The 14,639-nt window shown below is 41.5% G+C and carries 13 protein-coding genes and 1 pseudogene; all 14 read right to left on the bottom strand.

Features of this window, described 5'->3' with window-relative positions; all coding sequences use genetic code 11:
• Window positions 1–309: 309 nt before the first annotated feature.
• Entirely contained in the window at window positions 310–2,472 is a 2,163-nt protein-coding gene (gene gnpA, locus NE671_RS03670) for a 1,3-beta-galactosyl-N-acetylhexosamine phosphorylase (RefSeq protein ID WP_059085458.1), read from the bottom strand.
• Between the two features lie 32 nt (window positions 2,473–2,504).
• A complete protein-coding gene (locus tag NE671_RS03665) occupies window positions 2,505–3,620 on the bottom strand; it encodes a phosphotransferase enzyme family protein (protein WP_015524392.1) in 1,116 nt (371 codons plus the stop codon).
• 89 nt (window positions 3,621–3,709) lie between these two features.
• Window positions 3,710–5,734, bottom strand: a complete 2,025-nt coding sequence (locus NE671_RS03660; protein ID WP_256163683.1) for a beta-galactosidase — start codon at window positions 5,732–5,734, stop codon at window positions 3,710–3,712.
• Between the two features lie 172 nt (window positions 5,735–5,906).
• Window positions 5,907–6,737 carry a carbohydrate ABC transporter permease gene (locus NE671_RS03655; RefSeq protein ID WP_021651760.1) on the bottom strand — a complete coding sequence of 277 codons (831 nt, stop codon included), beginning with the start codon at window positions 6,735–6,737 and terminating at the stop codon, window positions 5,907–5,909.
• Window positions 6,730–7,629 carry a carbohydrate ABC transporter permease gene (locus tag NE671_RS03650; RefSeq protein ID WP_173739121.1) on the bottom strand — a complete coding sequence of 300 codons (900 nt, stop codon included), beginning with the start codon at window positions 7,627–7,629 and terminating at the stop codon, window positions 6,730–6,732. Before NE671_RS03650 ends, NE671_RS03655 begins: the two co-directional genes overlap by 8 nt.
• Window positions 7,630–7,719: 90 nt before the next feature.
• Window positions 7,720–9,009 carry an ABC transporter substrate-binding protein gene (locus tag NE671_RS03645; RefSeq protein ID WP_015524390.1) on the bottom strand — a complete coding sequence of 430 codons (1,290 nt, stop codon included), beginning with the start codon at window positions 9,007–9,009 and terminating at the stop codon, window positions 7,720–7,722.
• A 319-nt stretch (window positions 9,010–9,328) separates the two neighbouring features.
• Window positions 9,329–9,841, bottom strand: a complete 513-nt coding sequence (locus NE671_RS03640; protein WP_173739546.1) for a hypothetical protein — start codon at window positions 9,839–9,841, stop codon at window positions 9,329–9,331.
• Between the two features lie 87 nt (window positions 9,842–9,928).
• A complete protein-coding gene (locus NE671_RS03635; protein ID WP_256163682.1) occupies window positions 9,929–10,864 on the bottom strand; it encodes a helix-turn-helix domain-containing protein in 936 nt (311 codons plus the stop codon).
• 157 nt (window positions 10,865–11,021) lie between these two features.
• Window positions 11,022–12,122: a glycerol dehydrogenase gene (locus NE671_RS03630; RefSeq protein ID WP_118752515.1), complete on the bottom strand. Its 1,101-nt coding sequence runs from the start codon at window positions 12,120–12,122 to the stop codon at window positions 11,022–11,024.
• 359 nt (window positions 12,123–12,481) lie between these two features.
• Window positions 12,482–12,772: pseudogene (gene rhuM / locus NE671_RS03625) on the bottom strand (RhuM family protein); the annotation flags it as partial.
• Window positions 12,773–12,774: 2 nt separating this feature from the next.
• Window positions 12,775–12,951: a hypothetical protein gene (locus NE671_RS03620; RefSeq protein ID WP_173740227.1), complete on the bottom strand. Its 177-nt coding sequence runs from the start codon at window positions 12,949–12,951 to the stop codon at window positions 12,775–12,777.
• Between the two features lie 20 nt (window positions 12,952–12,971).
• Complete coding sequence (locus NE671_RS03615) at window positions 12,972–13,106, bottom strand: hypothetical protein (protein WP_256163681.1); 135 nt, start codon at window positions 13,104–13,106, stop codon at window positions 12,972–12,974.
• 221 nt (window positions 13,107–13,327) lie between these two features.
• Entirely contained in the window at window positions 13,328–13,537 is a 210-nt protein-coding gene (locus NE671_RS03610; RefSeq protein WP_118752513.1) for a hypothetical protein, read from the bottom strand.
• 17 nt (window positions 13,538–13,554) lie between these two features.
• Window positions 13,555–14,400: a MerR family transcriptional regulator gene (locus NE671_RS03605; protein WP_173740228.1), complete on the bottom strand. Its 846-nt coding sequence runs from the start codon at window positions 14,398–14,400 to the stop codon at window positions 13,555–13,557.
• Between the last annotated feature and the right edge of the window lie 239 nt (window positions 14,401–14,639).

Below are 14,639 nucleotides of genomic sequence, written 5' to 3'. Positions count from 1 at the left end.
ATTTTATCTTTGAAATATTTTTCTTTTATTTTATCACAATACTGCTTTTTCTGCTTTTATTTTCCGGAGAAAAAGCACTCTTTTTCTGCAAAACAGGGTTTTGATCTTTTTGTTCATAAATCCCTCCTCTTTGTAAGCAAAATTGTTTGTCAACAATAACAAAAAGCTGTTATAATAGATTTTCTCTATTACAACAGCTTTGTTTTCCTACTTTTGGAATGGATTTATTATATTATAAGTTTTTTCTCTGTCAACGCCCTCAGACAATTTCACAGCTTTTCTTTATCAGTAAACCTGTATCCTGCTTTCTCAGATCTGATACCAGCGGATCTCATTAGCTTCCAGATGAAGGTCAAAGCTCTTTCCATCCCCTGTGTAAACCGTAGTGTCCTGTGGCTCATAGGTGTTGTTTACCACACAATACTTTTTATTTTTCACATAAGCATGTACTTCCACATTATAATTGGAAGAAAACCAGCAGAAAAGCTCATTTTCTGCCGCTGCTGACCAGAGCACAGCACGATAAAGGATACGGCTGTTGCAGAAGCTGTACGGAAGTCCGCTGATGTAAACACCTCTGCCTTTTCCGAAGGTTTTTACTGCCATCTGGACTTCCTGGTCCTTCTGGATAAGGATCTTCGTATCCGGAAGTGCGAAGATATTCTTTTTCCCCTCACCGAAATCTACGGTTCCGTCTGTATCCTTCAGGATAAAATGCTCTTTATGCTCTTCCCAGTTGTATTTATCGGTATTAAGATTAAATCCTCTTTCTTCCTCTACACCAAGGATGTCATCCAGCTGGAAGAATTTTCCCTGCCACTGATGAGCTGCCGGTTCACCGACGCCAATAAATCCGCCGCCATTATAGACAAATTTCCGCACTGCTGTAAGGATTTCCGGATCTGCCCAGTTCTCACCACCGGACTGTGCAGTGTCCGCATCACCTACATTGATGATCACATCAAAATCATTCAGCAGATCTTTATCCTGACGGATATCATCAAAGCTGATAAAGGACACATCAAAAGGCGCACCACTTAATGCCTCGATAATTCCGAAATAGGAATAATTCTGCTTGTAATAGATGGCATGATGTACCATATGGTTGCCCCAGGAGCGCATTTTTCCCCAGCAATTTAAAACAGCCACACGTTTTACGCAGTACGGTGTGGTTCCCTGGATATTGTCGTAGAGCACACGGAATTCCTGGCAGACTTCCTTGATATACTGTACAAAATCCGGAAATTCCAGAGCCAGTTTCAGATAACCGCCGTATCCAATTCTCTGGATCGGACTTCGAAGGATAGCTCTTCTTGCAGTCACCCAGTTTACTTTTGCCTCTTTTACAGGATCCCCGCCCTCATGGAAGGTGTCCGGGAAAAAGTACGGCAGAAATCTTCCCTCTGTATATTTTACATGTTTAATATCACTGAACAAACGTAGGGTCGCTCCGTTTCCGACGCTTCCCACTACCGCATCCAGCCCGATGGAAGCAAACTCATCCATAAAGGGCTCCATACCGATCCAGTGATCGCCCATGAACATCATGGCCTCTTTTCCGTATTCATGGACAATGTCTACCATTTCCTTTGCAAGCTTCGCCACTTCCCGTCTCTGGAAGGCCTGGAAATCTTTAAACTCTTTTGATGGGATCCGATAAGTGTTGTTCATATATCCCTGATCAATGATAAACTCCGGACGGAACTTATATCCCACTTCCTGCTCAAACTGTTCCAGGATATAGGGGCTCACGGAAGCGGAATACCCGAACCAGTCTACATATTTTTCCCGTGCCATCTCATCAAAGATCAGTGTGAACTGGTGAAAAAAGGTAGTAAATCGTACTACATTCACATAATCATGGGAATCCAGAAATCTGCGGAGGCGATCCATGGAATGTGCACGTGTTGCGGGCTGACGCACATCAAAAGTGATCTGAGGCTCTACATCCTTCCAGTCATTGACAACTGCATTGTACATATGTACCGGATCCCACATGATATATGCAAGAAAACTTACCGTATACTCATGAAACTCTTTCGCCGGCCTGATCACAACATTTCCGTTTTTTTCATCGTATGACCATTCCTCTGTACTGACAGCTTCCCCTGTAGTCCGGTCAATGACTTCCCACCATCTTCTGATATCATCTCTTGTATTCACCGCCAGCATATCCGGATACAGATGATCCATCAGATGGATTTCCAGAGTATCCGACACTGCCGTGTGAAAGGATGTCATGATATACATCTGCTGGATTTCTTCCGGATGGGCCTTTGCCCAGGCATTATCCTTTCTGGTGGTATAATAAGTTGCATAAATCTTTGCACCGGTTTTCTTCAACTCTGCCGGAAATTCCGTTCCGTCACAGTCACGGATGGCATCTGCACCCCACTCGTCCAGCATTTTCAGTGTCTCCGGAATCACATCCAGATCTGTCGGAATAGTCACTCTTCCTTTTGTTTCGCTCATCGCTTTACCTCCATTGTAAAAACCCCTGTTTTTTATTTCTGATATTTTTTCACGATCGTCTGCATAGTATCCCATTTCTGTTCCATATCTGCCACCAGCTTAAACTGTGTGCGGCAGCGGTCCAGATTATGTTCTTCCCGGTCGATCTTAAAATAATGATCTCCTTCCAGATAATCGGTAAGAAAGCGAATGCCGCATTCATAAGTCATCACCTTAGCTCCCATGGGAAGCATCTCGATCTCTTTTGCACTGAGCTTATCTCCACAGCTTTCCAGAAAGCCTTTTACATAGATTTCATAGAGCTCCATATCACAGGAAACTTTGCTTAAATCTTTCTCATCCTCCAATGCAGTGCTGGCCCCGAAACGAATGGAATCTCCAAAATCATTCATGGCAAGTCCCGGCATAACCGTGTCCAGGTCCACTACACAGATTCCCCTTCCTGTTTCCAGGTCGATCATAACGTTATTCAGCTTCGTATCGTTGTGTGTTACCCGAAGGGGCACCTCACCTTTTGCCAGAAGCTCACCGAATACATTTGCCAGATACTCATGCTGAAACGCAAATGCGATCTCTTCTTTTACGGATGCGGCACGATGGCGGCTGTCCTTCTCTATGGCATTTTTCAAAGTCTGAAAACGTTTCTTTGTATCATGGAAATCCTTTATCGTTTCATGCAGAGTCTCTGCCGGGTAATCTGCTAGCATTTCCTGGAATTTTCCAAATGCAACTGCACTTTCATAAAAATCCTCCGGTTTTTCCGCCAGATCATAGCTTACTGCATCGGTAATAAAAATATAAGCTCTCCAGCATTCTCCGTTTTCATCTGTCAGGAATGCCTTCCCGTCCTTTGTCGGAATCAGGTTCAGAACCTCCCGTTCCGGATCTCCTCCCTTCTGAAGAACTTTCTTTTTCAGATGCCCGGTGACTCCGGCAATATTCTCCATCAGTTCTTCCGGTTTCTGAAAGATCTCCCGATTGATCTTCTGAAGGATCACCTTAATGGACCCCATCTCTCCGATCCGATATCTAAGCATATAGGTTTCGTTGATATGCCCGCTTCCGCAGGGGCCGCAGGAAACCAGTTCTCCGGTAAATGCAAACTGATCCGCTATTCTTTTTATCTCTTCTTTTGGTGTACCTGCCATTTTACCTTCTCTTTTCCAGACAGCAGTAAAAAGCATACCGTCCGAAAACAAATATACTTTATACTTTTGCTGTGATTTTTTTACTTTGATTATTTTTTCCGCTTTAAGATCCTGGTGGCAAGCGGAGCCATATTTTCATCCGTTGATCCGTAGAGAACTTCGTAATCCCCCGGGACAGAAACTGTTTCTGTCTTTTCTCCGAAGTTCTGGATAAACAGATATTCCGTATCCTCATTTTCTCTGGTTGTCACAGAAATACCTTCCGGTATAAATGTAAGCGGCATCTTCACGCCTGCTTCCTCTGCTGCCCTTCCCAGAAAATCCTCATAAAAGGCTGCTTCCATATCTGCCGCTACATAGTAAACATGGCCTTTTCCATATTTCTTGTGAGTCAGCATCGGATACCCCTGATAGAAATCTTTTCCATAACGCAGCAGCACTTCCGCACCGGAAACCTCTGCAAGTTCACAGAGATTTTTGCAGGTATAGCTTTCTGTAATTCTGAGATGATTTCCTGTTTCCGGGATACCTACGTTTTCTTCCCAGTCATAAAGTGCATCGATCTCTTCCGCACGGATACCGGCTGCTTCCATCAGCCCGTGAGGGGTTCCCTCCAGATAGCATTTATCTGTTTCATCTACAAGTCCGGACCAGTAGGAAATTACCAGAGTACCACCGTTTTTTGCAAAAACGCGAAGCTTTTCGGCATATCCATGATAAAACATGTAGGCCATCGGTGCCGTTACCAAACGGTACCGGGACAGATCATGTTCCATATTGATGATATCTGTATTATAGCCTTTTCTTCGGAGAGCACGATACTGTTTCAGTACATTTTCCTGATAATGCATATCCTCGTTTCGAGGTCCCTGCGCATCCTTCAGCGCCCAGTCATTTTCCCGGTCATAGAGTACAGCCACCGGAGACTTCGTCACGCTTCCAGCAGTTTCCCGGATCTGCTCCAACGCTTCTCCTACCTCTGTCACTTCGCGGAAAATACGAGTATCATCCCCACCGTAGTGATCGATCACCGCACCATGGAATTTCTCAGAGGCTCCCTGGCTCTGACGAAGCTGGAAATACAGAACACTGTCTGAACCATGAGCAACTGCCTGCAGAGAGGCAGCCAGATGTATTCCTGGTTTTTTCAGCTTGTTGATAGGCTTCCAGTTGGTCGCAGAGGGACAGGATTCCATCAGAAGAAACGGTGCTTTCTTGATGCTTCGCATAAGATCATGCTGCATGGCTCCGTCCAACGCTGTGGTATAATTGTCTTTTTTATGCCAGCTTGGATAATTATCCCAGGATGCAATATCCATAACATCCTTAAATTTTTTATAGTCCAGTCCGTTGTAGTCATACATCAGATTGGCAGTTGCCGGAAGCTCGGAACCACCTGCACGGATCGCAGAAATCTCATGCTTCATAAAATCCACAGTCCTGTCTGTAACAAAACGTTTCCAGTCCAAGGTAAGTGCATGAAGAGCATTTTCCCCCTTTGGCGAAGGACTTTCGATCTGATCAAAGCTGTTATAGGTATGGCTCCAAAATGTTGTGCACCAGCTGGAATTTAAATTTTCGATGGTCCCGTATTTTTCTTTCAGCCATTCCCGGAATTTTTCCCGGCACAGAGGACAGTGGCATTCTCCGCCATATTCATTGGAAATATGCCACAAAAGCACTGCGGGATGTTTTCCGAAACGTTCAGAAAGCTTCTTATTAATATTGTAGACTTTTTCCCTGTATACTGGAGAAGTATAACAGTGATTATGTCTTCCACCGAAAAATCTTCTTGTGCGATCCGGATCCATGCGAAGAACTTCTTCATATTTATCTGCCATCCATTTCGGTCTTGCTCCGGATGGTGTGGAAAGTATCGTATAAATTCCTTCTTTATACAGATTATCGATCACTTCTTCCAGCCAATCAAAGTTATATCTTCCCTCTTCCGGTTCCAGCACCGCCCAGGAAAACATTCCCATGGAAACGGTATTGATATGGGCTTTTTTGAAATATTCGATATCTTTTTTCAGAATATCCGGTCTGTCCAGCCACTGCTCAGGGTTGTAATCGCCGCCGTGCAGATAATGGTCATATCTGATCTGCTCTGCCATTTTTTTATCTCCTTATGATTTGATTCGCATCAAGCGGACAAAAGCATCCGCTTCGCTACGAAGCTTTATACCAGACAACTGCTCTGGTCAAGAAAAGGATCCTGCATAATTCAGTTAAAGCATATTATACAATATACCTAAAGATTTCAGCAGCATCCTTTTTGTTTTAAAATTATTTTACAGCTCCAGTAATACCCTCTGCGAACTGTTTCTGTAATACGAAGAATACGATCATGGTCGGAATGGAACAGAATAATACGCCGCACATCAGCATGCCGTAATCCGTTACATATCCTGTGATCAGATTGGCGATCAACATCGGCATGGTCATCGCCTTATTATCTGTCATGATTACCTTCGGCCACAGATAGGAATTCCATGCATTCATAAATGTGATAACTGCTGCCGCCGCATAAGTAGATTTCATAGTCGGGATAAACATCTGGAAAAAGATCCTTACCTCGCTTAATCCGTCAATCCGTGCTGCCTCAATGATATCGATAGGAAATGCTCTGGCATTCTGACGGAACATCATGATCATAAATGGTGTGGAAATGATCGGAAGGATAAAACCTACCGCTGTATTTAAGAGTCCGGCTTTTGAAAACATCTTAAATAAAGGAACCATCGTTGCAACCTGCGGAACCATCATTGCAAGAAGCAGGGTGGAAAACAGTCTGTCTTTCCATCTGTCATGATATACCTCAAAGCCATAACCTGCGATAGAACAGATCAGAAGGCAGATCACTGTAGTAAGAACTGCATAAAACAGAGAGTTTCCAAGAGCTCTCCACAGCGGCTGCTGTGCAGTCAGGTTTTTAAAGTTCTGCATAAAATATGTACCCGGAAGGATACGGCCTCTGGATACATCTGTGGATGTATTGGTTGCCGCAGAGATCATCCAGTACAGTGGAAATACAGAGATAAATGATACGATGATCAGAAAAATATATGTAGGGATCAATCTTCTCTGAATTGCGGATTTATTCTTTTTCTCAGTCACGTGTATCACCTACTTTCAAATTGATAAAGGCCAGGATCGCTACCATGATAAATATGATAAATGACATTGCTGCCGCATATCCGAAGTTTGGCACGTTGATGAAGCATGTATTATAAACATAATGGGACATTGTGATGGTTGAGTTCGCCGGGCCACCTTTTGTCAGGTTGACAGACTCATCAAACAACTGCAGTGTACCATTGATCGACATAATAAATGTCATGATAATTGTCGGTTTCAGAAGCGGTACTGTAATTTTCCAGAAAGTCTTCCAGCCGTTGGCTCCATCAATCTTTGCTGCCTCATATACGGAATATTCGATATTCTGAAGTCCTGCAAGATAAAATACCATGTTATATCCAGTCCATCTCCAGATCAGCGCGATGATAATAACAATCTTTGCACTTGTGGAGTTTCCAAGGAAGTTATAACCGGTTGTTAAAATTCCAAGTTTGATCAGGATACTGTTGATCAGGCCATCTGTTGCAAACATGGAACGGAAGATCAGGGAATAAGATACAAGAGATGTCGCACATGGAAGGAATACGCATGTACGGAAAAATCCTTTGAATTTCAGATCTTTGTTATTCAGAAGCTGTGCGAGCAGGATCGCAAGGATCAGCATGATCGGCACCTGGATAATAAGATACAGAAATGTATTGACAATGGACTGCTGGAATACCTTATCCATCATAATACGTTTATAGTTACTGAAGATCGGATCCGCAAACCTCATGTTTGCTCCGGCACCTGTCTGTAAAGAAATGATAAATGCGCGGATCATCGGATAAAAACTCATGACAGCGATCATAATGGTTGCCGGTGCCAGAAAGATCCAGCCGGCCGCTCTTTGTTTCGCTACCAGAGACATGCCACTTTTTTTGGAATTCACAGGAACTCCTCCTTTCAAACATCTAAACCTTTACATAAGACAAGGGACTGCATGCAGTCCCCTGCCCTGTATTTCATTAATATTTCAGCTTTACTCTGTCATCTTGAATGCCAGTGTATCCTGTGCTTCCTGAAGTGCAGATTCTTTATCTGCGCCGTTTACAATATTAACAACAGCTGTGTTGATGCACTCTCTTGCCTCATAGTGGTACGGAGTTTTTGTAAATTCCGGAATGTGTGAAGAGTACTCTACAATTGTTGAGAAGATCGGCTGGTTATTGAAGAACTCGCTTGGCTCATTGTAAACCTCAGACTCACCAGCCGGCAGGTAGCAGGAAATTGCACCTGTTTCCGGAAGGATTGCATCATAGAAGTCTGTGCTGGAACCAAATGTGCTTGCAAGGAAGTCCTCAGCAAGCTCTACATTCTTGCAGTTGGATGTAATGTACCAGGAAGATCCGCCATTGTTTGCATAGTTTGTAGCTGTATCAACGCCGTCAACTTTCGGCATTGTTGTGATCTGCCACAGACCCTTCTGATCCTCTGTTCCCATCAGTGTAGCTGTGATCCAGTTACCGTTAACGATACCGGCAGCCTCTCCGCCTGTGATTGTGGAGATGTACTCATCCCAGTTATTTACTAATTTAACAACATTGTTCTTTACAAGATCCACATAAAGATCTACGCATTTCTCTGCTACATCGTTGCCAACGATATAAGCCTCTCCGTCATCATTTACGAAGTTTGCTCCACAGGACTGGATCATCATCATCAGAGTATCGCCACCTGTTGCTTCACTTGTAAGGAGATATTTACCTGTTTTTTCGTGAACGTCTTTTCCGATCTCCATGAATTTGCTCCATGTGATATCTGTAAGATCATCAATGGTATATCCTGCTTCTTCCAGGATATCTGTACGATAGCAGGCAATTGTTGCACCGTTATCAAACGGAACTCCGTAATGTGTGTCATCTACCATGGAGTAGGACTGTTTCAGTTTTCCGAAATCATCCCAGTTGATATCCATATCCTTCAGATCTGTAAAAGCATCCGGATAACTCTTCAGATATTTCTGATAGCTGTTGTCCTGCATCAGAACGATGTCCGGAAGTGTGCTGTAATCTCCGGCGTTTGCTGCTGTTGTAAGTTTGGTCTGGCAGTCATCAGAAGATGTCTCAACTACATCAACCTTGAATCCTTCGTGATCCTTTGCATACTGCTCACCTGCAATATTCATAGCCTTGATGTTGAAGTTCTGATCCCATGCCCATACAGTCAGGGTGTTATCGTCATCACCTTTTGCATATACTGCTGTAGTAGTTGCAGCAAAAGACATTGCCATGATACCTGTCATTAATACTGCGAGTAATTTTTTCTTCATTTACTTTTCCTCCTTTATTAAGCATTTCCCGTTTGCTTATGAATAGATTATAGCATCCGTATTTCCTCTATAGTTTGCAGAATTGTTCATATAATGTGCAATTTCAACCATTTTATTGATTGTGCGCTATTATCCAGCTATATTTTTACAAAAAATATGCACTTTGAGGATTTTCTCTTTTTACGTTCGTCAAAATTTCAAAAAAAGCCTTCTTTTTTGGCATTATGCGAACATTTTTTGTCAAAAAAGAAGGCTTTTGTTTCTATTTCATAAAATTTCATATTGTTTTTTATATATATTTCACAAACATTTCTGTATATTATGCAAAATAAACCCTTTCAGGAAACTGCGTTTTCATCGTATGCAGCATTTCCTCTGTCAGATCCAGAAGAAGTTTTATTTTACGTCCATCTTCCTGAATGATCATGGTATAGTAAGGCACATCATCTTCATAAGAGGTATAATCGTATTTTTTCAGTTTCTCCGTTCCGGCATTCTTTTTATATTTTGCCACCTTTTCATGATAGTGAGGTGCAGTCACTTCCATCTCCTCAAGATTCAGCACGTGAGCTGTTTTACGATATTTTTTGCCATAGATTACATCTATGGTCAGTTGTCCGTTTTCCATGATATATTCATAGTCTCTCTGGCTAAATATGTCATAAACAAAGTAAAGCAGCGCCAGAAGAAATCCCGGAAGCATGAATGCCTGAGAGATCGTGATACCCATCAGTACAAAAATTGCCGCAAAGATCACCATTACTTTTCTGAGAGCTCCTGACATATGTTTCTTTTTTCTGGAGACCTGCTCCACAATCCTGTAATCGTACATTTCTTACCTCTTTCTATCTGCCTGATCCGCATACAGTCTGATATTTCTATTCTGTCGTGACAGATCCACAGATCTGGTTTTGTTGTTTTACCAGCCTTCCTCTGAATGGATGTCAAACTTAAGAAGCTGCTGTTCATAGTTCTCCGGACGTTTTCTCCACTCCAGAGGTGTCATTCCCGTAACCTGGCGAAAATTCCGGTTAAATGTGGAATTGGTGGTAAAACCACACTTATGTGCTATATCTGCAATTGGCTGATCTGTTTTTTTCAGATAATCACAGGCCGCCTGGATACGGATCGTATTGATGTATTCCAGCGGGCTCATCTTCATATAAGTCGTAAATATCCGGCGCAAATGAGTTTCACTGATATGACAGTATTCTGCCAGTTCGTCAATACGAAGATCCTCCATGTAATGATCAGAAATATAATCCTGGAACCTGGAGATCATATCCATGACTTTTCCTCTGCCTTCGCTGTAACGTTCTTCGCTTGAATCCCGGTTTATCCTTGCGATTTCCACAAGAAGCGATGCCAAAACTCCCTTAGCTTCTTCCAGATAAAATTCCTCTCCATCCCGCATGATATCCAGGATCTTAAGGATCTTACCTGCCATGGATCGGTTTTCTTTTTCATTCAGAAAAAGCGATCTGGAGTTGATCCGCTGAACGATTTTTTCTTTTTTTACCGAATTATTAATAAATTTATCCAGGAATCCTTCTACATCAATAAAAAGATACTCCCAGCGGCTGATAGTTCCAATATCACTGTTTGTGGTATGTGGATAATTGGATGGGATCACCGTAAATTCCCGGTCATGAAACTGTACCTTATCCTCTCCAAGTATCATAAATCCCTGTCCTTCATAGCAGAATCCGATTTCCAGATAATTATGAAAATGGAGATAATCGATATCGTTCCCATAATTCTGAACCCACTTCTGTCCAAGCAATGCAAGGATGGGGCTCCCCTCCGGCATCTTATAATATCGAAGCTCCATTTTGGGTTTTCGTTTTTTTGCCACAAATATTCCTCCGTATGTTTTCTGTTCCAATATTTACTGATCTTTCTGTTATATTACAGCCATACATAAAAAAAAGCAACCTGCAGGATAACAATACTTGATAACTCTTGTTTCTGCAGATTGCAATTTTTATATCAGCTATTTACTTTTTATCTGTTTATTCCTCATCCAGGTAATATCTTCCATATGCATCTGCCGCTTTGATTGCTGCAAATACAGTTTCCGGTGTAACTTCAAATGGCATGTTGTGAAGTGTATCATTCTCCGCACATGCAGTTGTGGCAACTTCCATAAGCTGCTCATCAGTTACCTTCCCAGCTCCAAGCTCTGCCAGAGTAACAGGAAGTCCTACTTCAATGCACCATAAGATGATCTCTTCCAGATCTTCCTGGGGAATATTCTCCAGTACCAGCTGTGTGATGGTTCCGAATGCAACTTTTTCTCCATGATACATATGATGGCATTCTTCCAGTACAGTAAATCCGTTATGGATCGCATGTGCACCTGCAAGTCCTGCACTTTCAAAACCAATTCCAGAAAGAAGTGTATTAGACTCAATCACTTTCTCAACTGCCGGTGTGCATACGCCTGCTTCCAGAGCTATCTTAGCTTTTACGCCCTCATCCATCAAGGTATTAAAACAAAGTTCAGCCAGTGCCATGGCAGCCTCTGTTGTCTTACCTCCTGCACAGGAAGTTGCTCCGCTTCTCTTGCATGCCCTTGCCTCAAAATATGTTGCCAGTGCATCTCCCATACCAGCCACAGTAAGACGAACCGGCGATTTGGTGATGATATCTGTATCCATCAGAACAAGATTCGGATTCGCCGGAAGAAACAGATATTTTTCAAAAACTCCTTCTTCTGTATAAATAACAGACAAAGCACTGCAAGGGGCATCTGTAGATGCGATCGTCGGACAGATAAATACCGGTGTTCCCGCATAGTATGCAACTGCCTTCGCTGTATCAAAGATCTTTCCTCCACCAATACCAATGGTAAGATCACACTGCTCATCTTTTACGATCTTTACCAGACGATCAATCTCACTGTTACAGCATTCTCCGTTAAAATAATCAAAAACCACCTCACAGGTACTCTCAGCAAAGCTCTCTTCGATCGTTTTACCGATTCTTTTATATCCGCCTTTACTGATCAGAACCAACGCTTTTTTTCCGCTCTTTGCAGCATAAGTTCCAAGATTCTTCATTTCTCCCGCACCCTGTAAATATTTGGACGGACTGATTAAAATTTTCGCCATTTTATACTTCCTTTCTTTGTTTTCAGAAGTCAGCCTCCGCATCCGGCTTTTGTATTTATATTATAATTGCTGTATTTTTTTATTGCAAGGAGTATTTGAGGATTTATGCAGCATCACCTGATCTGAAAAGCTGTTAAGCAATTTTCTTTTTCTCCCAGTCAATCTACTATCCTGCATATGTCAGAAAACATTGCAGTGCCCACCCAAATTTGCATCGTTTTGGAATTTACAGCTTACGACTTCTGTATAAGGAACATGGTATGTTTCAGGGGACTTAATTGATTTGATCAAAGTGCAGTGTTTTATGATATTTGGCATACTGATCAAGCAGATCGCTCCATAATTCTTGGCAACTACATTTTGAAAAATACAATGGATATTTCCGCTTTCGGATCATAATCTATGCTCGTTGCATAACTTTCCAGTACCTGACGATAAAACACTTTCTCGGATGCACGAATATCACGAATATCACGGATTCTCTCCAATAATTCCTTGAAATATCCACCACCACCCAGATTTTTCAAACGATCGTCATCTAAGACAAAACCTTTTCTCATGTATTCTTTTAGAATCCCGGTTACCCAGATTCTGAACTGTATTCCTCGTTTTGATTTTACACGATAGCCAACAGAAATAATAACATCAAGAGTTATTTCTGAATTACAGCACTTATAATATTCATAAATGTTCCCACTGATGCCTTACGATCTTTTAAAGCCATTTCTAATGTGACATTCCCATACACATCCATAACCTGCTCCACTGTCCAAACATCACCTATTGATTCCATTTCATCAATAAAAATTTCTGCTTCACTTTTTGTCATAATACACTTTCTCCCTTCTATCAATCATCGTTTTCATTCTGAGCTGTTGTGGTTAACTCCTTCATTCTTTGTGAGTATGTAGCACCATCAATTTCTTCATCAGCATACTCTCTCATCAACTCATCAATCTGTTCTTTAAGTTCATCTCTGGTCATTTTTTCACCTTCCTCTGTTAGAACGGCATATTACAATGTCTGCAATAATATGCCTTGCTATCTCTCATCTCATGACAATGAGGGCATTCAACCAAGTCCTCTTCTCCATCAGAGGTTCTCGTTCTATGAGTACAGCGAGAACAATAAATTGTACCTCCCTCGTCCCATAGAGTATTCTCATCTTCATTTCCACAATTTGCACATCTCATAACAATTACCTCCTACTTTTTGAATGGGCGAGAGAAAATCTTACCGCCTTCTGAAACAAGTTCCTCCGCATGGTCAGAAACAAACTCTGCCACACTATGCCATTCTTTCTTGAAATGAAAAACCAACTTTCCGTCAATCAGCTTCGTCGGACAAGTATATGTTCTGCCTCCGGAAATAATTTGACACCAATTCAAAATTTTGTTAATTCCTAAAACAAGCATTTCTTTTCCTCCATTCCTTACAGTTCGTATAAATCATCTAGAGAATCAAAGCCTCCAAAGAAAGCTATAGCCCTTGCAATAAATTCAGCCCCTTCTCTTCCATATGTAGCAATGTTTATTTCTCCAATATCACTTCCCTCTAAGAAAAATGGTGCTGTAAATTTTGAAAAGAAAACAGGTATGTATTTTTCTCCAATTTCCTTAGCTGTATCACACTCTGAAAGAAAACAGAACAACTGTTCAACCACAGTCTGTACTGCTTCACTGTTAAAGTCAAGTGACTTCATTCTTGATAATATTTGATAGTAGGCATTTATCGTATATGTGTATTGCATTTCCTTATAATCCCTCATCAAATTTGCAAGAGACTCTAATCTGTCAATATCAATTTCAGAAAGTTCCTGTTCATTAGCATTCTGTGTTAATTCCATTGCATCTAAATAGGAAGCCGCTTTTGGTTCAATATAAAAGTTCCAATTTTCCCTTGAATACTCCATGAACTCGGAATACCTAATGCTACCCACTTCTTTAGTGGTTGGAACTCGACCTGTAAGCTTGATGGTTTTCGCAAATTCTATGAAATTTGTAATGTCATCTCGTTTTCTTTCAAGCTCAACAACTTTCTCTGAGATTGATTTATAAAAATCTGCTTCTGGATTATCCATGAGCTCGCGAATTTCTGCTAACGAGTACCCTACACCTTGAAGAAGTTTTATACTCCATATACGGTCAATATCTTCATCCGAATAATCTCGATATTTTCCACCTTTATTTGGTGGCATTAAACCAAGTCTTTCATAGTTACGTAATGCCTTACGCGAAATTCCAAGATGGTCTTCTACCCATTTAACTTTGTATCCCACTACACCACCTCCTGACACAATCCATTATAAAACATTGCCCTGATGGCAAAGCAATACTTTTTTGTGAATTATTTGTAAAAAAAATCCCTCCGAGACAAAACTGCCTAAGAGGGTGAAAATACTTATTATTTGCTCGAAACCCCGAGTAATCGGGATAGGAAGTTACAATCAATTATAGAGCTCAACAATAATACAACAAAAGATAAAACCGTTAAGATATTACTAATCATAGACATCCC

Source organism: Blautia sp. DFI.9.10 (assembly GCF_024461705.1).
In the GTDB taxonomy this organism is placed as follows: Bacteria; Bacillota; Clostridia; order Lachnospirales; family Lachnospiraceae; genus Blautia_A; species Blautia_A fusiformis.
This window is presented reverse-complemented; position numbering and strand designations above follow the sequence as displayed.

What these genes read in the sequence shown, in the direction of transcription:
- gnpA (WP_059085458.1), bottom strand. Translation starts at nt 2,472, where the DNA reads ATGAGCGAAACAAAAGGAAGAGTGACTATTCCGACAGATCTGGATGTG.
- NE671_RS03665 (WP_015524392.1), bottom strand. Translation starts at nt 3,620, where the DNA reads ATGGCAGGTACACCAAAAGAAGAGATAAAAAGAATAGCGGATCAGTTT.
- NE671_RS03660 (WP_256163683.1), bottom strand. Translation starts at nt 5,734, where the DNA reads ATGGCAGAGCAGATCAGATATGACCATTATCTGCACGGCGGCGATTAC.
- NE671_RS03645 (WP_015524390.1), bottom strand. Translation starts at nt 9,009, where the DNA reads ATGAAGAAAAAATTACTCGCAGTATTAATGACAGGTATCATGGCAATG.
- NE671_RS03640 (WP_173739546.1), bottom strand. Translation starts at nt 9,841, where the DNA reads ATGTACGATTACAGGATTGTGGAGCAGGTCTCCAGAAAAAAGAAACAT.
- NE671_RS03630 (WP_118752515.1), bottom strand. Translation starts at nt 12,122, where the DNA reads ATGGCGAAAATTTTAATCAGTCCGTCCAAATATTTACAGGGTGCGGGA.
- NE671_RS03620 (WP_173740227.1), bottom strand. Translation starts at nt 12,951, where the DNA reads ATGACAAAAAGTGAAGCAGAAATTTTTATTGATGAAATGGAATCAATA.
- NE671_RS03615 (WP_256163681.1), bottom strand. Translation starts at nt 13,106, where the DNA reads ATGACCAGAGATGAACTTAAAGAACAGATTGATGAGTTGATGAGAGAG.
- NE671_RS03610 (WP_118752513.1), bottom strand. Translation starts at nt 13,537, where the DNA reads ATGCTTGTTTTAGGAATTAACAAAATTTTGAATTGGTGTCAAATTATT.